At 37.6% G+C, this 25,358-nt stretch carries 16 protein-coding genes, 1 pseudogene and 1 other annotated feature; of the genes and pseudogenes, 15 read left to right on the forward strand and 2 right to left on the reverse strand.

Features of this window, described 5'->3' with window-relative positions; translation table 11 throughout:
- The first annotated feature begins 6 nt into the window (after positions 1 to 6).
- The 10 genes and pseudogenes from NQ540_RS03435 to pepF all read left to right on the forward strand — a co-directional run bounded on the left by NQ540_RS03435 (position 7) and on the right by pepF (position 18,582).
- Positions 7 to 1,788, forward strand: coding sequence for a V-type ATP synthase subunit A (locus NQ540_RS03435; protein WP_039848726.1), 1,782 nt, complete (start codon positions 7 to 9; stop codon positions 1,786 to 1,788).
- Positions 1,781 to 3,157 (forward strand): V-type ATP synthase subunit B, encoded by a 1,377-nt coding sequence (locus NQ540_RS03440; protein ID WP_005605013.1) that lies wholly within the window; start codon positions 1,781 to 1,783, stop codon positions 3,155 to 3,157. The genes NQ540_RS03435 and NQ540_RS03440 overlap by 8 nt, the downstream gene beginning before the upstream one ends.
- 5 nt (positions 3,158 to 3,162) lie before the next feature.
- The gene (locus NQ540_RS03445) at positions 3,163 to 3,795 is read left to right on the forward strand and encodes a V-type ATP synthase subunit D (RefSeq protein ID WP_082160303.1); all 633 of its coding nucleotides are present in this window, start codon (positions 3,163 to 3,165) and stop codon (positions 3,793 to 3,795) included.
- 216 nt (positions 3,796 to 4,011) lie between these two features.
- Positions 4,012 to 10,209, forward strand: a pseudogene (locus tag NQ540_RS03450) (SpGH101 family endo-alpha-N-acetylgalactosaminidase); the annotation flags it as partial.
- 152 nt (positions 10,210 to 10,361) lie between these two features.
- Positions 10,362 to 10,587: a binding site (T-box leader), on the forward strand.
- 70 nt (positions 10,588 to 10,657) lie between these two features.
- On the forward strand, positions 10,658 to 13,447 hold the full coding sequence (gene ileS, locus NQ540_RS03455) for an isoleucine--tRNA ligase (RefSeq protein ID WP_005605021.1): 2,790 nt from the start codon (positions 10,658 to 10,660) through the stop codon (positions 13,445 to 13,447).
- A gap of 127 nt (positions 13,448 to 13,574) precedes the next feature.
- Positions 13,575 to 14,252 carry a 5-bromo-4-chloroindolyl phosphate hydrolysis family protein gene (locus NQ540_RS03460; protein WP_005605023.1) on the forward strand — a complete coding sequence of 226 codons (678 nt, stop codon included), beginning with the start codon at positions 13,575 to 13,577 and terminating at the stop codon, positions 14,250 to 14,252.
- Between the two features lies 1 nt (position 14,253).
- Positions 14,254 to 15,447, forward strand: a complete 1,194-nt coding sequence (locus tag NQ540_RS03465; protein WP_005605024.1) for a toxic anion resistance protein — start codon at positions 14,254 to 14,256, stop codon at positions 15,445 to 15,447.
- A 214-nt stretch (positions 15,448 to 15,661) separates the two neighbouring features.
- Entirely contained in the window at positions 15,662 to 16,153 is a 492-nt protein-coding gene (locus tag NQ540_RS03470) for a helix-turn-helix domain-containing protein (protein WP_005605026.1), read from the forward strand.
- Positions 16,154 to 16,167: 14 nt separating this feature from the next.
- A complete protein-coding gene (locus NQ540_RS03475; RefSeq protein ID WP_005605028.1) occupies positions 16,168 to 16,659 on the forward strand; it encodes an endolytic transglycosylase MltG in 492 nt (163 codons plus the stop codon).
- A gap of 129 nt (positions 16,660 to 16,788) precedes the next feature.
- Positions 16,789 to 18,582, forward strand: a complete 1,794-nt coding sequence (gene pepF / locus NQ540_RS03480) for an oligoendopeptidase F (RefSeq protein ID WP_005605030.1) — start codon at positions 16,789 to 16,791, stop codon at positions 18,580 to 18,582.
- Between the two features lie 46 nt (positions 18,583 to 18,628).
- Here the strand turns inward: pepF and NQ540_RS03485 are convergent, their stop codons facing one another.
- Positions 18,629 to 19,582 carry a type I phosphomannose isomerase catalytic subunit gene (locus tag NQ540_RS03485; RefSeq protein WP_005605031.1) on the reverse strand — a complete coding sequence of 318 codons (954 nt, stop codon included), beginning with the start codon at positions 19,580 to 19,582 and terminating at the stop codon, positions 18,629 to 18,631.
- 11 nt (positions 19,583 to 19,593) lie between these two features.
- Entirely contained in the window at positions 19,594 to 20,322 is a 729-nt protein-coding gene (locus NQ540_RS03490) for a GntR family transcriptional regulator (protein WP_005605033.1), read from the reverse strand.
- Between the two features lie 157 nt (positions 20,323 to 20,479).
- On the opposite strand from NQ540_RS03490, the gene NQ540_RS03495 reads away from it, so the two are divergent.
- The 5 genes from NQ540_RS03495 to NQ540_RS03515 all read left to right on the forward strand — a co-directional run bounded on the left by NQ540_RS03495 (position 20,480) and on the right by NQ540_RS03515 (position 25,329).
- Positions 20,480 to 21,889, forward strand: a complete 1,410-nt coding sequence (locus tag NQ540_RS03495) for a glycoside hydrolase family 1 protein (protein ID WP_039848727.1) — start codon at positions 20,480 to 20,482, stop codon at positions 21,887 to 21,889.
- A gap of 17 nt (positions 21,890 to 21,906) precedes the next feature.
- Positions 21,907 to 23,202 (forward strand): PTS sugar transporter subunit IIC, encoded by a 1,296-nt coding sequence (locus NQ540_RS03500; protein WP_005605038.1) that lies wholly within the window; start codon positions 21,907 to 21,909, stop codon positions 23,200 to 23,202.
- Positions 23,203 to 23,206: 4 nt separating this feature from the next.
- Positions 23,207 to 23,509, forward strand: coding sequence for a PTS sugar transporter subunit IIB (locus NQ540_RS03505; protein ID WP_005605039.1), 303 nt, complete (start codon positions 23,207 to 23,209; stop codon positions 23,507 to 23,509).
- Position 23,510: 1 nt separating this feature from the next.
- Complete coding sequence (locus NQ540_RS03510) at positions 23,511 to 23,828, forward strand: PTS lactose/cellobiose transporter subunit IIA (RefSeq protein WP_005605041.1); 318 nt, start codon at positions 23,511 to 23,513, stop codon at positions 23,826 to 23,828.
- Between the two features lie 331 nt (positions 23,829 to 24,159).
- Positions 24,160 to 25,329 (forward strand): ATP-binding protein, encoded by a 1,170-nt coding sequence (locus tag NQ540_RS03515; protein ID WP_005605043.1) that lies wholly within the window; start codon positions 24,160 to 24,162, stop codon positions 25,327 to 25,329.
- Positions 25,330 to 25,358 lie beyond the last annotated feature (29 nt).

Consider the following 25,358-nt stretch of genomic DNA (forward strand, 5'->3'; position numbering starts at 1 on the left):
ACCTCAGTGAAGATCGGAAGAATCGTAAAAGTATCAGGTCCTCTTGTGACTGCTGAAGGAATGGAAGATGCGAATATTCAAGATATTTGTCGTGTAGGTCATTTAGGTCTTATCGGTGAAATCATTGAAATGCGTAAAGATATCGCATCGATTCAAGTATATGAAGAAACTTCAGGAATTGGACCAGGAGAACCCGTCGAAACAACAGGGGAAGCATTATCTGTTGAATTGGCGCCAGGGATTGTATCTCAAATGTTTGATGGGATTCAACGTCCCCTCAATAAATTTAAAGAAGTATCACAAAGTGACTTCTTAGTCCGCGGTACAAACGTGGATGCCCTTGATCGTGAAAAAGAGTGGGAATTCATTCCTACACTAGCTGTGGGTCAAGAAGTAGAAGCTGGAGACATTATCGGTTATGTACAAGAAACTAAAGTTGTACAACATAAAATCATGGTGCCTTACGGTGTTAAAGGAAAATTAACTAAAGTTGAAGCTGGAAACTTCAAGATTGAAGATACAGTGTACCAAATCGAAACAGAATCAGGTGTGCGCGATTTCAACTTAATCCAACGTTGGCCAGTACGTCGTGGGCGCCCTTATAAAGTAAAGAAAAATACGGAAGTTCCAATGTTAACAGGACAACGTGTTATCGATACTTTCTTCCCAGTAACAAAAGGGGGAGCAGCAGCTGTACCAGGACCATTCGGAGCTGGTAAAACAGTGGTGCAACACCAAATCGCAAAATGGGCAGACGTGGATATCGTAGTATACGTAGGTTGTGGAGAACGTGGAAACGAAATGACAGACGTATTGAATGAGTTCCCAGAATTGATTGACCCAACAACGGGCGAATCTATCATGGAACGTACCATCTTAATCGCAAACACTTCTAACATGCCTGTAGCGGCTCGTGAAGCGTCTATTTATACAGGTATCACGATTGCGGAATACTTCCGTGATATGGGTTATAACGTAGCTATTATGGCGGACTCAACATCACGTTGGGCAGAAGCGCTTCGTGAAATGTCTGGACGTCTAGAAGAAATGCCAGGGGACGAAGGTTACCCAGCATACTTAGGAAGCCGTATCGCAGAATACTACGAACGTGCAGGACGTGTTGAGACATTAGGTAGCGATGGCCGTGAAGGTACCATTACAGCAATCGGTGCCGTATCACCTCCAGGGGGAGATACTTCAGAACCTGTTACACAAAATACATTGCGTGTAGCTAAAGTATTCTGGGGATTAGATGCAACATTGGCTCAAAAACGTCACTTCCCATCTATGAACTGGTTAACTTCTTACTCATTGTATGATCCAGAAGTGGGTAAATACATGGACGAAAACGTACATGCAAACTGGTCTGAATATGTGCAACATGCCATGAACACTTTACAAGAAGAAGCAAGCTTAGAAGAAATCGTTCGTTTAGTTGGTCTTGAATCATTATCTGAACGTGACCGCCTAACGATGATGACCGCTAAAATGCTTCGTGAAGACTTCTTACAACAAAATGCGTTTGACGATGTCGATACATTCACCTCTCGTGAGAAACAATATCGCATGTTAGAACTCATCTTGACATTTGAAAAAGAAGCGCGTCGTGCGATGAAACTCGGTTCATACTATGCTGAAATCATCGACGGAACAGAAGATGTGCGTGATCGTATCGCACGTTCAAAATATATTCCAGAATCTGAAATTGCTCGCTTCGATGAAATCAGAGAGCAAATTAAAACAGATATCGAAAAAACAATTCAACATGGAGGGATGACACATGCTTAAAGAGTATCGTACGATTAGTGAAGTTGTTGGCCCTTTAATGATGGTTGAACAAGTCGAAGGCGTTAAATATGATGAGTTGGTTGAAATCCAATTACAAAATGGTGAATTACGTCATGGACAAGTACTGGAAGTAAACGAAGATAAAGCAATGGTTCAAATTTTCGAAGGACCAAGCGGAATCAACATTCGTGACACAAAAGTACGTTTCCGCGGTAAACCATTATCATTAAACGTATCTGAAGACATGATTGGTCGTATTTTCGATGGGATGGGGAACGTCATGGATGACGGCCCAGAAATCCTTCCAGAAGCGACTTTAGATGTAAACGGACAAGCGATTAATCCAGTTTCTCGTGACTATCCGGATGAATTTATTCAAACAGGGATTTCTGCGATTGACCACTTGAACACTCTTGTTCGTGGACAAAAATTACCAGTATTCTCTGGTTCAGGGCTTCCTCACAAAGAGTTAGCAGCTCAAATCGCCCGTCAAGCGACTGTATTAAATAGCGACGAAAAATTCGCGGTAGTATTTGCTGCAATGGGGATTACTTTCGATGAAGCGGAATACTTCATGGAAGATTTCCGTAAGACTGGGGCGATTGACCGTTCAGTCATGTTCCTAAACTTAGCGAGCGACCCAGCGATTGAACGTATTGCGACTCCAAAAATCGCATTAACAACAGCTGAGTACTTAGCCTTTGAAAAAGGAATGCACGTACTTGTTATCATGACAGACATGACAAACTACTGTGAAGCGCTTCGTGAAATTTCAGCGGCTCGTCGTGAAGTTCCAGGACGTCGTGGATATCCAGGTTACTTATATACAAATCTTTCTACTATTTACGAACGTGCAGGACGTATCGTTGGAAAACCAGGATCAGTAACGCAAATTCCAATCCTTTCAATGCCTGAAGATGATATTACTCACCCAATTCCTGACTTAACAGGATATATTACAGAAGGACAAATCATTTTGGACCGTGCTCTTGATAAACAAGGGATTCAACCTCCAATTAATGTACTACCTTCATTATCTCGTTTAAAAGATAAAGGTTCAGGTGAAGGAAAGACTCGTAAGGACCACGCGCCAACGATGAACCAATTGTTCGCGGCTTATGCGACTGGTAAACAAGCTAAAGAACTTGCAGTTGTATTAGGAGAATCTGCATTATCAAAAACGGATAAGAAATATGTAGAGTTTACAGAACGCTTTGAACGTGAATATGTTGGACAAGGTTTCTACACGAACCGTTCAATCCAAGAAACATTAGACCTTGGATGGGAACTCTTATCAATCCTTCCACGTACGGAATTGAAACGGATTAAGGATGAGTTATTAGATGAATACCTTCCGGAAGGGGAGTGATTCCTTTGACACGATTGAATGTCAAACCAACCCGAATGGAATTGACGAAATTAAAGCATCGTCTTGTCGTGTCAAAAAGGGGGCATAAACTCCTAAAGGATAAACAAGATGAGTTAATGCGTCAGTTCATCGAATTAATTCGAAAAAATAATGCGTTACGTGATGCGGTTGAAACTCGTCTCGTAGAAGGGATGAAGAGCTTCGTTCTTGCAAAGGCAACATTAGAAGAAGCGTTCATTGAAGAGCTCGTGGCGATTCCACCTCAAAGCGTATCCTTAGATCTTCAAGAAAAGAACATTATGAGTGTATATGTTCCAGAAATGAATTTCACTGTGAAAGATGAAAATGAGGAAAGTGACTTCAAATATGGTTACTTAAACTCAAACAGTGAGATTGATGATTCTGTAGAGCAAATCTCAGATGTGTTAAATGATCTACTAGAATTGACAGAGATTGAAAAAACTTGCCAACTTCTTGCAGATGAAATCGAGAAAACAAGACGTCGTGTAAACGCCCTTGAATATCGATTGATCCCACAATTAGAAGAAACGATTTACTTTATCGAAATGAAACTTGAAGAAAATGAACGCGCAAGCATTACTCGTATTATGAAAGTCAAAGATATGGGACAAAAATAAAATGAGGTCCTTAGCACTATTTGTGCTAAGGACTTTTTTGCATTTAAATTTTGTTAAATAATAAACAAAATGGAAGCGGTTTAAAAAAGAGCAAAAAAGTATAAGTAAAGAGCAAGAACGTTCATGTGCCAAGATTATTAAAATGCTAAAATTATTTATGGAAACGTTTTTATAATATTAAGGAGGGGTATTATGTATAAACACAAAAATATGGAGAAGAGACAGCGCTTCTCTATAAGAAAGCTCACGGTCGGAACTTGTTCTGTGATTATTGGGGCTTTCTTTTTTGGCACACTTCAACCTGTTTCTGCTACTGAAGTAGCTGGAACAGAAGTCGTTGCAACTGCAACTGCAACTGAAAATGCACCAAATCATGAAGCTGTACAAAATACTGAGGAGAAATCAGGGGAAGCGGTATCTGAAGTAACAGCAGCAGACACGCAGACACCTAAGAATAGCTCCGAAGAAAAACCGGTTACGGAAGCTTCTGCAAAGGAAGGTACTGAAGCAACTTCTCAAGAAGGAACTGGAGAAGTAACCAATAAAGAAGAAAAAGCTACTGAAGCAACAGCAACTGAACATGTTGAAACGGGTAAAACTGAAACAGGTGCTAAAGCTGAGGAAGCAAAAGAAAAAGAAGATAAAACAGTAGAGAAAAAATCTGAAGAAGAAAAAGCTGCAACAGCTGCTACTGGAGAAAATAGAGAAGCAACTGAAAAAACAGCTCCAACGAAAGAATGGGATTCTTCTAGTAGAGTAAAAGGGAAAGTAGAGGTTGTTGAAGAAGGTGGCGTTCGTTACAATAAATTAACTTCAACATCATCTAATGACAACGGAGCCAATGAAGCTTTATTCGAAAAACAAGGCTTACAAGCAGATGAAGAAGGAAATGTCAACATTGATTTAACCTTTAAAGCCAATACAGCACCTGCTGAAACTCGATTTGGTGTCTATCTAAAATATAAAGATAATGACAACAACATCTTTGTAGGATATGACAAAGGTGGTTGGTTCTGGCAATACAAAGGACCAGGTGTAAACACTTGGTATAGCAAGACTCGTGTAGAAGCGCCTGCTATTGGTGAAGAAAATCATCTTTCTATTGTTTATAAAAAAGATGGTCAATTAAACGCAACGAATAATGGACAAAACTTATTTAGTACTGAGGTTGTCCCAGAGGCAGTGAAAAATGCTTTAGCGGGTATCAAAAAAGTTTACTTAAAAGCAGGTACTTGGGGATCAGAATTAACTTCAGTATCGATTAAAGCAGATAACCAAGAAAATGTAAGACAAGATAATGAACCAAATAATCCAGTGGATGATGGTCTTGCTAGAAACGACCAAGATGTTCATTATGAAACGCTACAATCTGAAACATTAAAAGCGATTATTGATACTGCGTTTCCACGTGTGAAAGAATATGAATTAGATGGTAAGACATTAACAGGTCAAGTTCAAAAAATTGATAAAATGTCTATCAATGGCGTTTTAGTAAAACCAGAAGTTCAATATCGTAAAATTGACGATAAAACAGCTGAGTATGTGATGACAGTAAGAAATGATGATGAATTTATCAATGCTGAGATTACTGTTAAATTACAATTAGTTGGAAACGAAATGCATTTTGACGTTACTAAAGTAGTCAATAAAAATAACGTTGAAATGGGCAAACCGGTAGACAATGTTCGTAAACTTATTCAAACCATTGAATTCCCTGGAAATACACTTGTTTCAGTAGGCTCTAACAAACAAAATGCCAAATTTGATGGGGCTCAAATGTCTACAAACACTCATAGATCTGGAGATTACCATTTAGATTTACACTCTGGAAAAATGAATGAGTATACTTATGGATTTATGTATGGATTTGTTTCCTCAAATGAATTGTCAGCATCAGTTTGGAGTAACTCACAATTCACTTATCAAGGAAATGACTTTGCACGTCTAACTACTGCATTACAAAGAGTTGAAGGTGTAAACTACTTAGGAATTCAAAGTTCACCTTATTGGTATCAACGTGCTTATAAGAATTTGGTATACCCTGAATATACTTTAGAATTACCAAGTTCAAAAGTTGTTATTACAAAAGACTTAAATAAAGATAATGTCGTGGACTGGCAAGATGGTGCGATTGCATATCGTAATATCATGAACAATCCAAAAGGAGCAGAATCTGTTCCAGATTTAGTCGCTTATCGTATTGCGATGAACTTCGCTTCTCAAGCGCAAAACCCATTCTTAATGACCTTAGATGGTATTAAGAAGATTAACTTACACACAGATGGCTTAGGTCAATCAATCCTTCTTAAAGGATATGGTAGTGAAGGTCACGACTCAGGTCACTTAAACTATGCAGATATCGGTAAGAGAATTGGTGGAGTTGAAGACTTCAAGAAACTGTTAGCAAGAGCAAGAGAATACGGTGCAAAAATCGGTATTCACGTAAACGCTTCTGAAACATATCCAGAGTCTAAATACTTTAGTGAAGCAATTCTTCGTAAGAATCCAGACGGAACTTACATGTATGGTTGGAACTGGTTAGACCAAGGGATTAATATTGATGCTAGCTATGACTTAGCTCACAACCGTCTCCAACGTTGGAAAGAATTGAAAGAAAAATTAGGAGAAGGACTTGATTTCATTTATCTAGACGTATGGGGAAATGGACAATCAGGAGATAACTCTGCTTGGCCAACTCATATCATCTCTAAAGAAATTAATTCTCAAGGTTGGAGAATGACAATTGAGTGGGGTTATGGTGCGGAATATGATTCAACATTCCAACACTGGGCAGCTGACTTAACTTACGGTGGATATACACTGAAAGGAATCAACTCAAATATCACTCGATTCATCCGTAACCATCAAAAAGACTCATGGGTAGGCGACTATCCAAGCTATGGTGGGGCTGCAAACTATCCATTACTTGGTGGATATAACATGAAAGACTTCGAAGGATGGCAAGGTCGAAGCGACTACGAAGGATATATTCGTAACCTCTTCGAAAACAACATTATGACGAAGTATTTCCAACACTACAAAGTAACTAAATGGATTAATGGAAACCCAGTTGCAATGAGCGATAACGGTCAAAACTATAAGTGGACACCAGAAATGGAAGTACATTTAACAAATGACAAAGGGGACGAAGTGAAAATCGTTCGTCAATCCAATGATCCAAATAGTCCAGATTACCGTAAACGTGTGACTACATTAAATGGTCGTGTCATCGAAAATGGTGGTAGCTATTTAGTTCCATGGAACTGGGATGAAAATGGTAAACCTTTAACAGGTGACAAAGAAAAAATGTACTTCTTTACAAACACAACTGGAACAACTGAATGGACACTTCCAGAAGATTGGACTGGAGATAAAGTATACCTCTATCGTTTAACAGACCAAGGAAAACAAGATGTTGTTGAATTAACAGTTGGCGCAGATCGTAAGGTTCAAATTACAGGGGACGCATACCAACCATATGTACTTTATAAAGCTCCTCAAGGCAAAAAGACAATGGTATGGAGTGAAGGATTACACATCTACGACCAAGGTTTCAACAGTGGAACATTAGATCATTGGGAAAAAACAGGAGATGCAGAACATGCAGAAATTGTGAAATCTCAAGGTGCAAACGAAATGCTTCGTATTCAAGGAAACAAACAAAGAGTAACCTTGAAACAACGATTAACTGATTTGAAACCAAATACGAAATATGCAGTTTATGTAGGAGTAGATAACCGTAGTGATGCTCGTGCAGATATTACAGTTCGCGTTGGCGATAAAGTAATTTCAAATTACACGAATAAATCAATTGCGAAAAACTATGTTCAAGCACATGCTCATAACACATTGAAAAAGAATGCAACAATCGATAATACAAGTTACTTCCAAAATATGTATGTATACTTTACTACAGGGGATGATGTTTCTAACGTAACATTAGAACTTGGTCGTGATGCTGATGAAAAAGCAACTTACTTCGATGAAATTCGTGTGTTTGAAAATAAATCAGTCATGTATGGTGATAACCACGATACAGGTTCTGGTAAATTCAAACAAAACTTTGAAGAGGTGCCTCAAGGAATCTTCCCATTTGTAGTTGGGGATGTAGAAGGGGTTCAAGATAACCGAACTCACTTATCTGAAAAACATGAACCATATACTCAACGTGGATGGAATGGTAAGAAAGTCAACGACGTAATTGAAGGGGATTGGTCATTGAAGACAAATGGTTTATCAGGATATGATAAACTTGTTTACCAAACAATTCCTCAAAACTTCCGCTTTGAAGAAGGTAAAACTTATAAAGTAACATTCGATTACGAAGCAGGATCTAATGGAGCATACTCATTCGTAATTGGTAATGGAGAAAATAGTCGTCGTAGTAAATTAACAAAATACGATTTAGAAAATACTTGGGAAAAATCTTCAAAACCTAAGAGAGTAAGCTTCTACGTAACAGGTGAAAAAGGTGGAAACACTTGGGTTGGTATTTACTCAAATGCTCGTGGTGCCGATACAAAAGGTGACACAAATAATAACGAAATCAACTTCAAAGGTTATAAAGACTTCATGATGGATAACCTAGAAATTGAAGAAATTAAGTTAACTGGTAAGATGATTGTTGATGATGCATTTGAAAAGAACACACCAGTCGTTAACGGAAATTACAAATCTGAATCTCTAAATGCGTATAAAGATGCAGTTGCTGCTCTATTAGAAGCTGAAGATGATATTAGTATTGAAGATGCAAAAGCTTTAGTACAAAGAGTGCAAGAAGCAAAAGAAGCCCTTCAAGAAAAACGTACAAGTCCTACTTGGGATGATATTGCTGACGGAGGAATTGAAGCTCCTTATGAAAATGTAGATAATCCTTACTATGCATTTGATAATAATCCAAATACATTGTGGCATACACCATATGGAGTGGATAGCTTAGGACAATCTCTTAAAGTAACATTTAAGACTCCACTTGAATCAACTCGCTTTGAATATGTACCAAGACAATCTGGTGCAAATGGACGAGTGATGAGCGGAAGTTTAACAGTCATTGACGAAAATGACAAAGAACATCACTTTAGCTTCCAAGGTTGGAGAAATGATGCTAAGACGAAGGTTGTTAACTTTGGTGCTCCAATTAAAGTGAAGAAAGCTATCTTTACTGGTAATGAAACTTATGGGGACTATGGACATATTTCTGCTGCAGAATTACGTTTTGTATTACCAGTGGAAGCCGATACTCCAGTAGATGAGTCAGCGCTTAAAGCAGAAATCGATCGAGTAAGTAAAATTGACCGTAAAGAAGTGAAAGCATACTTAGCTGGTCTCATTGCTTATAAAGAAGGACTTGCTGAACAAAATCTATTGACACCAAATGCGGTTCAACGATTAGTGGAAGAGTTGAAAGAAGTGAAGGAAACGGAAGAGCCTCAACCAAATCCGGACCCAGAGAAGCCAACTCCAGATCCAGAGAAGCCAACTCCAGATCCAGAGAAGCCAACTCCAGATCCAGAGAAGCCAACTCCAGATCCAGAGAAACCAACTCCAGATCCAGAGAAACCAACTCCAGATCCAGAGAAGCCAACTCCAGATCCAGAGAAACCAACTCCAGATCCAGAGAAGCCAACTCCAGATCCAGAAAAACCAACTCCAAATCAACCAAACATCGAATTACCTCTATACGAAACAGAAGGTGTGAAGGTAACGATTGATAAGAAGACAGGTATTGCGAGATTTGAAGACGAAAATGGAGATACTCCAGTAGTTGTTGAAGTTCCAACTAAATACTTGGATAAGAAGATTAAGATGCTTAAGGTTGAAAAAGTAAGTGGAACGATTAAGAGCCTTGACGGAAAAGAATACCAAGCTTATGAAATTACTTTTGCGGCAAAAGATGGAAGTGCTGTAGCGGTAAATGGAGAAGCAAAAGTTACTTTCCCAGTAGATAAAGAAGTCGATAATGCATACTTTGTAACTGATGATAGAGAAACTGCTAGCCCAATTAAATTTACTAAAGGGGAAGGCAATTCTGTAACATTACATGTAGGTCACTTTAGTTTATATGCAGTAACATTTAAAACTGCATCGCCTGCTACACCAAGTAATCCAGTAGTCCCTTCTAATCCTTCAACACCAAGCAATCCTACAGCACCGGTGAATCCATCAACTCCAGATAATTCTTCTACTCAAGTAGATTCTGGTACTCAAGCAAATCGTGGTGGTGTGGTTGCTGCAGCAAACGAAGGTGGTAAAACACCTGCAGCTCCTGCTCAACAAGCAAGTGCTAAATCTGAAAAAGAAGCTTTACCAAATACAGGTATTGAGGATGCAACTCCAGGTCTAGTAGGAGCAATCCTAGCTTCACTCGGTGGATTAGGATTAATCTTTACGAAAAAAGGTAAAAAAAGAGAATAGGAAAGAAACAATCATTGCCTATAAGGGCCCACCTAACCAGCCCTTATAATCATGAAAAATAGTCTGCCCTCAAACCGGTTCACAATGTGAGCCGGTTTTCTCCTTTTAAAAAAGTAAAAGGTTGCAAAATATTTTGAAATAGCGTAAAATTTATCTGTTCAATGAAGAGAACAACTTGTGTAAATATACTTTTTAGAGAGCCGATTGTAGGTGGAAGGTTGGCAGTCCCTGTTTATAGCAAGAATCATCTCTTGGAAACTTTTCTGAAATACATGATAGATTAAGAAGGGTCGCTTAAATGGCGTTAACAATTTACCTAGGCAAATGAATATCATTTGTAAATATGGGTGGTACCGCGGAATTGATTTCGCCCCTGCTGTTTGCAGGGGCTTTTTTATATTTTGCGGAACAATGATTGTAAGAGAAGTCTAATTAAGGAGGAAATTTGATGAAAATGAAGGAAACCTTACAAATTGGGAAAACAGAATTTCCAATGCGTGGGAACTTACCAACAAAAGAAGTAGAGTATCAAAAAGAATGGGAAGAAGCCGATGTATACGGACAACGTCAAGCAAAGAATGAAGGGAAACCATCATTCGTTCTTCATGATGGACCACCATATGCTAATGGTGCACTTCATATGGGACATGCCTTAAACAAAATTTCGAAGGACTTTATTGTTCGTAGTAAATCAATGAGCGGATTCCGTGCGCCGTATGTTCCAGGATGGGATACACATGGACTTCCAATCGAGCAAGCTCTTGCGAATGCTGAAGGGGTTGACCGTAAAAAATTATCAATTGCTGAATTCCGTAAATTATGTGCGGAATACGCATTACGTCAAGTGGACAACCAACGTGCGGAATTTAAACGTTTAGGAGTTACTGGTACATGGGATAATCCGTACCTAACGCTTCAACCAGAATTCGAAGCAGAACAAATTCGTGTATTTGGTAAAATGGCTGAAAATGGCTATATTTACAAAGGGTTAAAACCTATTTACTGGTCTCCATCAAGTGAATCTTCACTTGCCGAAGCTGAAATTGAATATAAAGACGTAGAAAGCCCATCTATTTATGTGGCGTTCAAAGTGAAAGACGGAAAAGGTGTTGTATCTGATGATGCGTCATTCGTTATTTGGACAACAACTCCTTGGACACTTCCAGCAAACTTAGGGATTTTCGTACATCCTGACTATGTATACGCAGAAGTGAAAACTGAAAAAGGTACTTTTGTAGTAGCAAAAGAATTAGTGAACTCACTTGCTGAAACTCTAGGTTGGGAATCAGTGGAAGTAGTAAAAGAATTCCGTGGAAATGAATTGGAATATGCAACAGCATGGCATCCATTCTACGAACGTGAATCACTAGTGATGCTAGGGGACTACGTAACGCTTGATGCGGGTACTGGTTTAGTTCACTCAGCTCCTGGACACGGGGAAGACGACTTCTACTATTCACGTAAATACAACTTAGATGTATTATCACCAGTGGATAACCAAGGTCATTACACGGCGGAAGCTCCTGGTTTTGAAGGAATGTTCTATGCTAAAGCAAATAAAGTCATTACAGACATGTTAGCTGACAATGGTTCATTACTAAAACTAAGCTATTTCGTGCATAGTTACCCACATGACTGGAGAACGAAGAAACCAGTTATCTTCCGTGCAACTCCACAATGGTTTGCGTCAATCGATACGTTCCGTCAAGATATCTTAGATGTGATTGAAAATGATGTGAAATGGTATCATCCATCAGGTCAAGTCCGTATTTATAACATGGTTCGCGACCGTGGTGACTGGGTTATCTCTCGTCAACGTGTATGGGGGGTTCCACTTCCTGTATTCTACGGTGAAAACGGAGAACCAATCATCACTCCAGAAACAATCGAACACGTTGCTAAACTAGTAGGAGAATTCGGTTCTGACGTATGGTTCGAGCGTGAAGCAAAAGACTTATTACCAGAAGGGTTCACACATCCAAGCAGTCCAAATGGAACATTTACAAAAGAAATGGACATCATGGATGTATGGTTCGACTCAGGTAGCTCACATGCTGGCGTATTAAGCGTTCGTCCAGAATTAACATTCCCAGCTGATTTATACTTAGAAGGATCAGACCAATACCGTGGATGGTTCAACTCAAGTTTAACAACAAGTGTAGCGGTTCATAAACAAGCACCTTATAAAGCGGTTCTTTCTCAAGGGTTCGTAATGGACGGAGAAGGTAAGAAGATGAGTAAATCTCTAGGAAACGTCATCTCACCTGCAAAAGAGATGCAAACAAAAGGGGCAGACATTATTCGTCTATGGGTATCTTCTGTGGACTATGAATCAGACGTACGTATCAGTACTGAAATCTTAAACCAAATCTCTGAAGCATACCGTAAGATTCGTAACACAATGCGCTTTATGTTAGCGAACACTACAGACTTCGAACCATCTAAACATGCCGTAGCGTTTAAAGACCTACGTAGTGTGGACCAATACATGATGATTCGTTTCAATGATGTTGTGAAGACCATTGAAGAAGCGTATGAAAACTACGAGTTCTCAACTATTTACCAAACAGTGATGAACTTCTGTACCGTTGATTTATCACAATTTTACTTAGACTTTGCAAAAGACGTTGTGTATATCGAACATGAAGATAACTACCAACGTCGTGCAATGCAAACAGTCATCTACGATATTTTAGTGAAATTAACGAAATTACTAAGTCCAATCTTAGTTCACACGAGTGAAGAAGTTTGGAAATACTTGAAGGAAGAAGAAGCTTATGTTCAATTAGCTGATTTCCCAGCAGTTGAAAATTACGAAAACAAAGAGGAAGTATTAGCACAATGGGCTGAATTCTTCAAAGTTCGTAACACTGCTTTGAAAGCTTTAGAAGAAGCTCGTAACGAGAAATTAATCGGTAAGAACTTCGAGGCAAAAGTAACGCTTTACCCATCTAATGAAGTTCGTGCTTTATTAGACAGCTTAAACACCAATGTTGCTCAATTATTCATCGTAAGTGAATTAGAAGTGGCTGCAGAAGGAGTTGAAGCTCCAGCGAATGCGGTTGAAGGCGAAGGCGTGAAAGTCGTTGTTGAACATGCCAAAGGTGAAACTTGTGAACGTTGCCGTGCTGTGAAGATTGAAGTAGGAACATTAGAAGATGCACCAACTTTATGTCATCGTTGTGCAGCAATTGTACGCGAACACTTCCCAGAAGCATTAGTTTCGGAAGCAGAATAGTAAAATTTTAACTGAGCCTGAGAAATTCGGCTCAGTTTTTTTGAATAAAAATCATATAAAAATCGGCCTTAAGTACCATGTTTAACAAGATGAGAATGATACAATAATGCTATAAGGAGGGAATGCCATGAAACAGTGGTTTAGACTAATAAAATTGAGCTTTTTTATCTTGTTAACGTATAGATTGGCGGATTATGTGGATGGCTCAATGAAAAAAGGGATAGTAGTAACTGTTTTATTACTTGCCATTTTCTTTTTTGTTCTATTTCCTCGAGAGATGGAGGTTCAATCATTTTTTGAAAAAACAAAGAAACCTTTGAAAAAGACTTCCACTAAAGTACAAGAAGGGTATGAACAATCTGGACTTTCCAAACAGGATATTGAGTATTTTAGACAAAAAATGGCGGTCGTAAAAGATCAAATCAACGAAATTGAGGACAATATCCAAGGGTATACAAAACTCAGAATTATTGCGAATCGCTATAATACTTCTATAACAATGAAGGATTACTTTAGAGAACTTGTGGCAAATCCAGAAAAGTTACCAGATGCGGATTTGTTTGTGCATACTTGTGTGCCTTCGTTAAAAGAAATGACAACAGCCTACCGGAAGATGAGTGAACAACCTGTTAAAGGTAGTGAAACTTATCAAACGTTGCAAGAATTGGCTGAAAAGATTGAACTCACTTGTGAGAAGTTAGAAGAAGATTATTTACATTTCCAAAAAGATAGAATTCAAAATTCTGAAGCAGAAATGGACTATGTCTCTCGAAAGATTCTAGAAAAAGGTAAAGGAGCAAAATAAAATGACAGAAGAAAAAACTAGCATGGTAGATGCCCTCATTCAAAATCCCTTTGGTGAGGATGTTGTGAAAAATACAAGTTTACAAGATGTTTCGGCTGATTTTCCACAAGAACAAGTGGAACCACAAAAGGCTTTGGTGGATTCATTGCCCGAGAAACAACAAGAACAAGCTCGAGCTTTAGCGAAACAAATCGATGAAAAAAATATGCAAGCCATTATTAGTTATGGTGCGGGAGCTCAAAAGCAATTAGGGGAGTTTTCACATTCAATGCTTGCCCATGTTCAAAATAAAGATACTGGAGAAATTGGCGACACCTTAAATGAATTGATGATGCGCCTCAACGAGACGAATCCACAAGATTTAGTGGCAGAGGACTCTAATATTTTCCGTAAAATTTTTGGACGTGTGAAGAAATCTATTTACGAAATGCAATCGAAATATCAAGAAGTTGGATCTCAAGTAGATAAGATTGCTGTGAAATTAGACCATGAAAAAAATGGCTTATTAAATGATAATTTATCTCTTGAACAGCTCTATCAACGAAATAAAGAATTTTTTGAAGCATTAAGCATCTATATTGCTGCAGGGGAATTAAAAATTGAAGAAATGCAACAAACATTAATTCCTGAAGCCATGAAGAAAGCCCAAGAAACTGGAGACCAAATGGATGTACAAACCGTTAATGATTTGCATCAGTTCCTTGATCGTTTGGAAAAAAGAAATCACGACTTGAAATTAACGCGCCAGATGACGATTCAACAAGCACCACAAATTCGCTTAATTCAAAATACGAATCAAACATTGGCAGAAAAAATTCAATCTTCTATTACAACAACGATTCCTTTATGGAAAAATCAAATTGCGATTGCAATGACATTACTTCGTCAAAAAGATGCGGTTACAGCGCAACGACAAGTGTCTGAAACAACGAACCAATTAATTCAAAAGAATTCGGAAATGTTGAAAATTTCGACGATTGAAACAGCTCGTGAAAATGAACGAGGTATTATCGATTTAGAAACACTTCAAAAGACACAACAAGACTTAATTGAAACGTTAGAAGAAACGATCTTGATTCAACAAGAAGGTCGTCAAAAACGTAGAAAAGCAGAATATGAATTGACACAAATGGAGCAAGAACTTCGAGAAAATCTATTAATATTAAGTCAAAAAGAAAAACGAATCAATCAATAAAGGATGGATTCGGATAAATGAAAAATCTTTACCTGCTCATTCCATTCGGATGAAATAAGGTAAAGATTTTTATTTTTCAGTAAAACATCAATATATTTCACATTATGACAAATGCTTAACAAAATGATAAACTCTGCCGTGAACCTTGATATTTTCTCTAACATTATTTAAAATAGGATGAAAGGAAAAAAATATTATTTAATGAGGTGAAAAAATGCACGTATGGGTTGTAGTTCTAGCGTTATTAGCATTAGCAGTATTTTTCTTATTCATTTCACTATTCTTAAAGGATAATCAAAATGAAGAGGAGATTGATGAATTAGCGGAAGGTTTATTGGAATTAAATCGTGAAGTATATTCATTAAAGAAAAAAATTCAAGAATTAGAAGGGACAACTGTATACAAAGGACCATCAGTTGAGCCAACTTACGAAGAAGTTCGCGCTGCAAAACAAGCAGAAGTTCGTGTTGCTGAAAAACCAGTTTTAGAGGTAGTTCAAGAAACGACTCCCGTTGAAGAAGAAGTAACTACAGTAGAAGAAGTTGCTGTGGAAGAATCTGGTCGTCTACACAATGTAACTAAACAACAAATTATTACATTATTTAGCCATGGAAATTCAGTAGAAACAATTTCTGAGCAATTGAATGTACCTGTTTCAACAGTACAATTAGTGATTGATAATTATTTTGAAGCAGATGCGAAATAAGGAGGAAGAAGAACATGAGTAAAACGAAATTTCGTTCTTTAGGAATGGGCTTCTTAGTAGCAGCGTTAATTTTAGCATTGGTAACAGTGATTTGGCCATTAGTTCCGCAATCATTGAAAAGCCAATTGGATGCAGTGAATTTGCCAATCGTTACTGAAGGAGCAAATGAAGCAAGCTATAAAGCCGCTTACGAATCTTTATTAGCTGAAAAAGAATCAAGTAGTAAAGCATCGTCAACAAGTGCTTCAGCTACGACTCAAGCTTCAACAACAGAAGCAGCAACTACTCAATCTTCAAAACCTGTATCTATTACAGTTGAAGAAGGTGAATCATCAAATGATGTTGCTGAAAAATTAGAAAAAGCTGGATTAATTAAGAGTGCCAAAGAATTTGTTGATTACTTAACAACAAATAATATCGCTGAAAACATCTGGACTGGAACTTTCGAGATTAAACCAGGAAGTTCTAATGAAGAAATCGCACGTGCTATTGGTGCGTTACGTTAATAAGAAATGCAGAGTGTTACAGTCTCAAGGCTGTAGCACTTTTTTTATTGAAATAAATTAAAATTTTCTGAAAATTAGATGAAAACTATGGTACAATGGAAGTACGATTTTAGAAAGTGAAGTGAGAGTATGATTGAAAGAAGTCAAGTAGATGTAAATCAAACATGGGACTTATCGCATTTGTTTGAAACAGAAGAAGCTTTTAACGAAGCGTTAGAAGACTTAAAAGGAAAAGTAGATGGTTTCCAAAAAGAATACGAAGGAAACATTACAACAGCACATCAAGTGAATGCTGGTTTAGCAACCTACCGTACCTTATTAGAACAACGCGGTAAAATTTCTGCGTATTGCAACCTTGCTGTGAGCGCAAATACAAAAGATAAAGAGGCACAAACACGTGCTGCACAAACACGTACTGTATTAGCAGGATTAGATGCCAAATTAAGTTTCTTTGAATCTGAATTAAGCCAATTGGATGATGCAGTATTAGAAGAAGCACGTGAGAATAAAGAAGACGCCTTATATATCGAACGTCTCTTAGAAGATAAAAAACATTTATTATCAAAAGACGTGGAAGCAACTCTAGCTGCTCTAGGAAATACATTAGATGCTGGTTACCAAGCGTACAACGATATTAAATTTAAAGATATGCATTTCCCAGACGTAGAAGCAGATGGACAAGTGATTCCAATGACATACAACAGCTTCGAAGGCCGTATGCAATCAGAAGCCAATACAGCAATCCGTCGTGAAGCCTTTAAAGTATTTAGCGACACATTACGCAAATACCAACACAGTACAGCTTCAGCATATAACACACAAATTCAAAAAGAAAAAACAATGGCAACATTGCGTGGATTCGATTCAGTGATTGATTATTTATTAGACCGTCAAAAAGTTTCTCGTGAATTATACGACCGTCAAATCGATGTCATCATGGAAGAATTAGCACCACATATGCGCAAATTTGCACGTCTAATCAAAGAAATCTATCAATTGGATGAAGTGCGTTATGAAGACTTGAAACTAGAAGTAGATCCAACATATGCAGCCAAAGTAACGTATGACGAAGCAAAACAATACATCTTAGAAGGGCTAGAACCTCTAGGAGAAGATTACCTCAAGATTATGAAGGAAGCCTTCGACAATCGTTGGATTGACTACGCTGAAACAATCGGTAAACGTACTGGTGCGTTCTGTTCATCACCTTACGGGGCAAATTCATTTATCTTAATGTTCTTTACAGAAGATATGAATGACTGCATGACGTTAGCGCATGAATTAGGTCACGCAGGGCACTTCCAATTGGCGTATAAACACCAAAATATTCTAGATGGTCGTCCAAGTATGTACTTTGTGGAAGCTCCATCTACAACAAACGAATTATTAGTTGAGTTCTACTTGAAGAACAAAGCAGGCGATGACTTACGTATGAAACGTTGGATTATTTCTCAAATGGTCGCTAAAACGTACTACCACAACTTTGTGACTCACTTATTAGAAGCGTACTTCCAGCGCGAAGTATACCGCTTAGTGGATGCAGGTAAGAGTTTAGACGCAGATACGTTAAATGATTTATTTAGAGAAACTCTTGCGAAATTCTGGGGACCAGAAGTGGTTCTTACCAAAGGAGCAGAGTTAACATGGATGCGTCAACCGCACTATTACATGGGACTTTACTCATACACTTACTCAGCTGGTTTAACAATTGGTACACAAGTGGCGAAAATGATTCAAAAAGATGCAAGTTTAGCAAACACTTGGGTAGAAGTATTGAAGATGGGCGGAACGAAGAGCGCAGAAGAGCTTGCGAAAGCAGCAGGCGTGGATGTCTCAACAGATGCACCACTGAAAGATACGATTGCAACCATCGGTGGCTTAATCGACGAAATCGTAGATATTACAAAACAATTGAATGCATAAAAAATTAAGGTCAGCAAGGAAATCCCTTGTTGACCTTTTTTCGTTTTTATTGGTTTGATTGAGACACAATCAGTTGTACAGATCCGTTGATTTGAAGTGTAGGTGTTCCAGAAGGAAGAATAAAGGAATCTGCTTTTTGGATTGGATACTGTGTTCCATCGACTGTGAGCGTTCCTTTTCCGTCTAACACCGTCACAAGATGATAAGTAGAAGAGAGGGCATCGCTGTAGTCGCCGTCGATATCGTATTTCCAAACGGTAAAGAACTTGTTCTCTACAAAAGTCGTTCTTGTTCCCTTGTCAGTCGTCACCACTTGTTGGTTAGTTGTTGGGACACTATGCGGAATCGTTGTGACATCTTTTGTTTGTTGAATATGCAGAGGACGAGGGTTACCAGTGTCGTCAGTGCGTTTGTAGTCATAGACGCGGTAAGTCGTGTCTGAATTTTGTTGCGTCTCAAGAATCACAATACCGCCACCAATGGCATGAATCGTTCCACTTGGAACATCGAAGAAATCGCCCGCTTTCACAGGAACTTCGGTAAATAGGTCGCCCCATGCTTCATTGTCGATTTTCTCTGCAAATTCTTCAGGAGTCATCGCTGTATGTCCATAGACAATTTTTGCGCCTGGCTCTGCTTGTACGACATACCAGCATTCATTTTTTCCATATTCGCCTTCATGTTCCAGCGCATATTCGTCATCTGGATGCACTTGAATTGATAAGTCATCGGATGCATCTAGTAACTTAATCAGAAGAGGGAAGCTTGCTAATTGTTGCCCATTGAAGAGCTCTGGATGGGTTTTATAGAGTTCATCTAATCCTTGTCCTGCATATTCTGCAGGGCTTTTTATCGTTGAAATTCCATTTGGATGCGCGCTAATAATCCACGCTTCTCCTGTTTTCTCAGAAGGGAGAGTGAAATTAAAAAGAGAATTTAGTTTTGTTCCTCCCCAAATTTTCTCTTGAAGAACAGCATTTAAAAAAATTGGTTTTGTCATATTTATGCCTCCTATGATGAATGTCTTAGTGCAAATGAATTAAATTCAAATAGATCGTATCTATGTCGGCTAATCGAGTACTCAAATGGAGTTCCATTATCGAGGTAGGCCACTTGTTCTACTTCAAAGACAGGCTCTGTTGGAAGGAGTTGTAAATAGTCTTGCTCATCTTCTGAACTAGGTGCTGCACGTAAGATTTTAGTAGCACTTGCAATGCGCAAGCCTAATGGACCTTCAATATATTGATAGATGGAGTTTAATAAAACTTCTTCCGTAATCCCTGGAATGACGCTTGTACTCATATAGGTTTGTTCTAATACGTACGGCTTGCCGTCGATAATGCGAAGGCGGTGAATGTTGTATATAGGACTTTGCACCGGCACTTGTAATTTTTCTGCTAGAAATTCAGAGGCAAACTCTAATTTGAAATGAATGATTTTGGATTCAACAGTAGAGTGTGAATCCTCAGAAATCTTCGTCAGTCCTTTAATATCACGTTCTGGAACGATGAGTTTTCGTTTCGACGTACCACGAGAGAGGACAAATGTACCTTGGCCGCGTTTTCTGAAGATAAGCCCTTCAGAAACGAGTAAGTCTAATGCTTTCTTGACCGTCATTCGACTGCTATTGAATTCTTTCGTTAATGTGATTTCATCGGGTAATTGTTGGTTAATGGCGTATTCGTTACTTAAAATCTTTTCACGAATCGCATGGTAAATCTGTAAATATTTTACGCTCATCGAATGTCATCCTTTCTCTAAACTTAGCCATATTATAACAAATGTAGAATGAATAGGCAAAATCGATAATTTGAATACTATTTATAAATATTGTCTAGACAAATATTTAAATTGTGATATACTATACGTGAAAGAGCTTACAGAAAGGAGGTTAATTATGAAGAAACAATTGAGTTTCCCTCAAGGGTTTTGGTGGGGTGCTGCTTCAAGTGGACCGCAGACAGAAGGACAATTCGATAAGGCACATGAAAATGTGATGGATTACTGGTTTAGAACGGCTCCAGAAGCTTTCTTTAATGGCGTCGGTCCAGATGTGGCGAGTGATTTTTATCATACGTATCCTGAAGATTTTCGTTTGATGAAGGAGATTGGATTTAATTCATTCCGGACATCGATTCAATGGAGCCGTTTGATTAAAGACTTCGAAACGGGTGAAGCTAATCCAAAGGCTGTGGAATTTTACAACGCTGTTATTGAAGAAGCGAAGAAAAACGATATTGAACTTGTACTGAATTTACATCATTTCGATTTGCCAGTTGAATTGCTTCAACAATATGGCGGTTGGGAAAGTAAACATGTCGTGGACTTATTCGTGAAGTTTACCAAGACTGCGTTCGAATGTTTTGGCGATAAGATTCATTACTGGACAACTTTCAATGAGCCAATGGTCATTCCAGAAGCAGGATACTTATATGCATTCCATTATCCGAACCTAAAAGGGAAAGGGAAAGAAGCTGTTCAAGTGATTTATAATCTAAATCTTGCAAGTGCCAAAGTGATTCAACTGTATCGCACATTAGGATTGGAGGGTAAGATTGGGATTATTTTGAACTTGACGCCGGCTTACCCAAGAAGTGATTCTCCAGAAGATATAGCAGCAAGTCAATTTACAAATGATTTCTTTAACAGAGTCTTCTTGAATCCAGCGGTGAAGGGAACATTCCCTGAAACCTTGGTGAAAAAACTAGAGGAGGACGGTGTGTTGTGGAGTCATACTGAAGAGGAATTGCAGCTCATTCGAGAAAATACAGTCGATTTTCTTGGAGTGAATTACTATCATCCAAAACGCGTTCAAGCGCAACCAAATCCTGAGGAGTACAAAACACCTTGGATGCCAGACCAATACTTCAAAGAGTATGAATGGCCTGAACGTCGCATGAATCCATATCGTGGATGGGAAATCTTCCCGAAAGCCATTTATGATATCGCCATGATTGTGAAGGAAGAATATGGCAATATCCCATGGTTCATTAGTGAGAACGGGATGGGTGTGGAAAACGAAGGTCGCTTCATTGGAGAAAATGGAGTCATCGATGATGTGTATCGTATTGAATTTTACGAAGAACATCTCACTTGGCTACATAAAGCGATTGAAGAAGGTAGCAACTGTTTTGGATATCATACATGGACTGCTTTTGATTGCTGGTCTTGGAATAATGCGTACAAGAATCGTTATGGATTTATTTCTGTAGATTTAGAAACGCAAAAGAGAACCATCAAGAGTAGTGGAAGATGGTATCGCAACGTTAGTGACAATAACGGATTTGAAGTAGAAGTCGAGGAATAAAGAGAGGAGATATTCAGATGAAAAACTCGAAATTTATTGACAAATTTGCCGCGTTTGCTGGTAGATTGGGGAACCAAATTCATTTAAAAACCCTAAGAGATGCATTTGCGACAGTAATGCCATTATATATTTTGGCAGGTTTAATTGTTCTTTTGAACAACACAGTATTTAAGTGGATTTTTGAAGGGGATACATTAACGAAATTCCAATATTGGGGTATTACAATCGCAAACGGTACTTTAAGCATTTCAGGAATTATTATCGCCGTAATGGTCGGTTATTTCTTAGCGAAAAACAGAGATTTTGAAAACCCATTGGCAGCATCAATGCTATCATTAGTTTCTTTAATTGTTATGATGCCAAATACAGTTTCTGCAGTTCCTGATGGTGCAAAGGATGCCGTAAATATTTCAGGCGTTCTTTCATTTAACAACACAGGTACAGGCGCAATGTTTGCAGGGGTTATCGTAGCGATTCTTGCAACAGAACTATTCATCAAATTATCAAGTGTCAAAGCATTACAAATTAATCTTGGTGACAACATTCCACCAGCAGTTGGTAAATCATTCAGCGTATTACTTCCAGTAATGACCGTTATTTCATTATTTGGGGTTGTATCAGCATTATTATTCAACTTATTTGGAACAAACTTAATCTCAATTATTACAGTCTTCATCCAAGAACCAATTCGTCATATTGGTACAAGCTTAATTGGGGTAATCATTATTTACTCTCTAGGAAATATGTTATGGCTATTTGGGATTCACCAAGCCGTTATTTACAGTGCAATTCTAGAACCATTACTATTAATTAACATTACAGAAAACATCACTGCAGCAAACAATGGACAAGCGATTCCACACATCATCAACTTATCTCAAGTTCAAACATTTGCTTTAATGGGTGGTAGTGGATCTACATTATGTTTATTAGTTGCAACATTCTTAGTGAGCCGCAATGCTGCTTCTAAAAACGTAGCTAAATTATCATTTGGACCTGGACTCTTCAATATCAATGAACCTGTATTATTCGGTTACCCAATCGTTTATAACATTTCATTAGCGATTCCATTTATCGCCGTTCCAGCTCTTGGTATTTTAATCAGCTACTTAGCAACAGTTGCAGGCTTCATGAGTCCAGCATTTGTACAAGTTCCTTGGACTACACCAGTCTTCTTAAATGCATGGTTAGCAACAGCAGGGGACTTCAGAGCAGTTCTCGTTCAATTAGTCATCTTTGCACTTGGAGTTCTTCTATACATTCCATTTATCAAAGTTCATGACAAAGTTGTGGAACAAGAAATGAAGGGATAAGATTATGAAACAAATTTTATTAGTATGTAATTCAGGCATGTCGACAAGTATGCTCGTTAAAAAAATGCAACAAAGTGCGACTGAACGTGGGATTGAAGTTTCTATCGAAGCAAAATCCATTACAGAAGCGAAAAAGAATATTCATGAAGCAGATGTTATTCTCATTGGACCACAAATTCGTTATGAGTTGCCTGCAGTAAAAGAAATCGCAGGCGATATTCCAGTAGAAGCCATCGATATGCGTGACTATGGAATGATGAACGGTCCAAAAGTATTAGACCAAGCACTTGCATTGATAGGAGAATAGTATGACAGAAGAAATGGAACTCATCTGTTTCCAGCTGATTGCTAATAGCGGTGCAGCCAAATCCTCTTTTGTAGAAGCCATTCAATTGGCTAAAAAAGGGTCGTTTGAAGACGCAAATGCAAAACTTGTGGAAGCAGAAGAAGCCTTCGTCGAGGCGCATAAAATTCACGCAGAGCTGATTCAAAAAGAAGCAGGCGGAGAAAAAACAGAATTCTCATTATTGTTCATGCATGCCGAAGACCAAATGGCTTCAACCGAAATCGTTCAGTTATTAGCGAAAGAGTTAATTGAACTGTACTGTGATAAATACGCACAATAATAAGTTTAAAGTAACACGGATTGGCATTTCTGCTAATCTGTGTTTTTTGCTGAATTTGTAAGTGTACTAAGATAGTTTTTATACAATAGAATTTACTCTGCATATGGTCAAAAGCGCTCTAAAGGAAGTAACTCTAGAAAAAGCGAAATTGCAATCGTTCTTTAAACAGGAGAATTACGTAAATTTGTTTTGAGAATTTTATACAGTTAAATATTTGTTTTTAAAATTTAATTAGAAATTATTTAGAGATAAGCATTTAGAAAAATGTTAGTGTGTCTTTTTGTTTTTAGAGGTATAATTAATTCTAATGTTAGGAGAGAGGAAGTTTTAAATGTATACGGAAATAATTAAGGAATTAATTGGTTTAAGACAAGAAGGTGAATATTGGGATTTTAAAAAGGAATGGTATTCAAAAGATCAAAAGTTAAATTTACTTCATGATATTATTTCTATGGCTAATAACTTAACTGAAAATGATGGACTTATAATTATTGGGGTAGATGAATCAGATGATTATAAAGTTAAAGATGTAAAGAATGATTTAAATAGAAGAAATACCCAGAATATTGTGGACTTTTTAAAAGATAAAAAATTTGCAGGAGATATCCGACCAATAGTTAAAGTTGAGAGTATTGTTCTACAAACCGCTACATTAGATATTATAGTAATTAAAAATAGTAATTTTACACCTTTTTATTTAAAAGAAAATTATATAGGAAATAATAAGGGGAAGATTTTACTAGCAAATTATATCTACACACGAATCCAAGATTCTAATACACCTATTAATCAATCTGCTGATTTAGATAAAGTAGAAAAACTTTGGAAAAAAAGATTTGGAATTGATAAAACGGCATTGGAAAAATTAAAGTTATACATAACTCAATATGATAATTGGACGAATGGACCTCATGGAGAGATGGAAAAGTTCCATAAAATCTTCCCTGAATTTACAATAACCTATGATTTTTTAGATATTAGTAATCCTAGACAGGAATTTTATATGTTTAGTCAAATGGACTCTAATCCACAGTGGATGACAATACAGTTAAATTATTTTTCAACATTATTGTTAGAATTTAGTGGTGTATCATTGGATGGTGGAAGATATTTTACTCCATGCCCTCAATGGGATGATGTTGATGATGAAAATTTTAATGAGATATCATTTAAATATATGGAGCAAGATTCAATTATATATAAACTCAATGAATTTTTTTACTACATTGATTGGAGTCGTGAAGCTCAATATTCAAGAGATAGGTTCTTTTCGGTAGTTTTGCTATTTGAAAATGAACAGGAAAGAATAGAATTTAAAAATTTCATAAGTTTAGAATGGCAAAACAAAGATACTTATATAGGAGAAATACGAAAAAAAACTATACAATGCAAAAAAATTTATAACCCGTCTGTTTTTGAAGAACAATATAACAACGGTCTAATTTTAAATAGAATGCTTGAGGTTTTTAGAGATAGAACATACAATAAATTTAAAAATTAATTGTCTATATTTTGATATTAGTAAACTGA

It is taken from the genome of Granulicatella adiacens ATCC 49175 (genome assembly GCF_025150565.1).
Lineage (GTDB): Bacteria > Bacillota > Bacilli > Lactobacillales > Aerococcaceae > Granulicatella > Granulicatella adiacens.

What these genes read in the sequence shown, in the direction of transcription:
- NQ540_RS03475 (WP_005605028.1), top strand. Translation starts at nt 16,168, where the DNA reads ATGAGTAAAACGAAATTTCGTTCTTTAGGAATGGGCTTCTTAGTAGCA.
- NQ540_RS03460 (WP_005605023.1), top strand. Translation starts at nt 13,575, where the DNA reads ATGAAACAGTGGTTTAGACTAATAAAATTGAGCTTTTTTATCTTGTTA.
- NQ540_RS03515 (WP_005605043.1), top strand. Translation starts at nt 24,160, where the DNA reads ATGTATACGGAAATAATTAAGGAATTAATTGGTTTAAGACAAGAAGGT.
- NQ540_RS03490 (WP_005605033.1), bottom strand. Translation starts at nt 20,322, where the DNA reads ATGAGCGTAAAATATTTACAGATTTACCATGCGATTCGTGAAAAGATT.
- pepF (WP_005605030.1), top strand. Translation starts at nt 16,789, where the DNA reads ATGATTGAAAGAAGTCAAGTAGATGTAAATCAAACATGGGACTTATCG.
- NQ540_RS03485 (WP_005605031.1), bottom strand. Translation starts at nt 19,582, where the DNA reads ATGACAAAACCAATTTTTTTAAATGCTGTTCTTCAAGAGAAAATTTGG.
- NQ540_RS03500 (WP_005605038.1), top strand. Translation starts at nt 21,907, where the DNA reads ATGAAAAACTCGAAATTTATTGACAAATTTGCCGCGTTTGCTGGTAGA.
- ileS (WP_005605021.1), top strand. Translation starts at nt 10,658, where the DNA reads ATGAAAATGAAGGAAACCTTACAAATTGGGAAAACAGAATTTCCAATG.
- NQ540_RS03470 (WP_005605026.1), top strand. Translation starts at nt 15,662, where the DNA reads ATGCACGTATGGGTTGTAGTTCTAGCGTTATTAGCATTAGCAGTATTT.
- NQ540_RS03495 (WP_039848727.1), top strand. Translation starts at nt 20,480, where the DNA reads ATGAAGAAACAATTGAGTTTCCCTCAAGGGTTTTGGTGGGGTGCTGCT.
- NQ540_RS03510 (WP_005605041.1), top strand. Translation starts at nt 23,511, where the DNA reads ATGACAGAAGAAATGGAACTCATCTGTTTCCAGCTGATTGCTAATAGC.
- NQ540_RS03440 (WP_005605013.1), top strand. Translation starts at nt 1,781, where the DNA reads ATGCTTAAAGAGTATCGTACGATTAGTGAAGTTGTTGGCCCTTTAATG.
- NQ540_RS03505 (WP_005605039.1), top strand. Translation starts at nt 23,207, where the DNA reads ATGAAACAAATTTTATTAGTATGTAATTCAGGCATGTCGACAAGTATG.
- NQ540_RS03465 (WP_005605024.1), top strand. Translation starts at nt 14,254, where the DNA reads ATGACAGAAGAAAAAACTAGCATGGTAGATGCCCTCATTCAAAATCCC.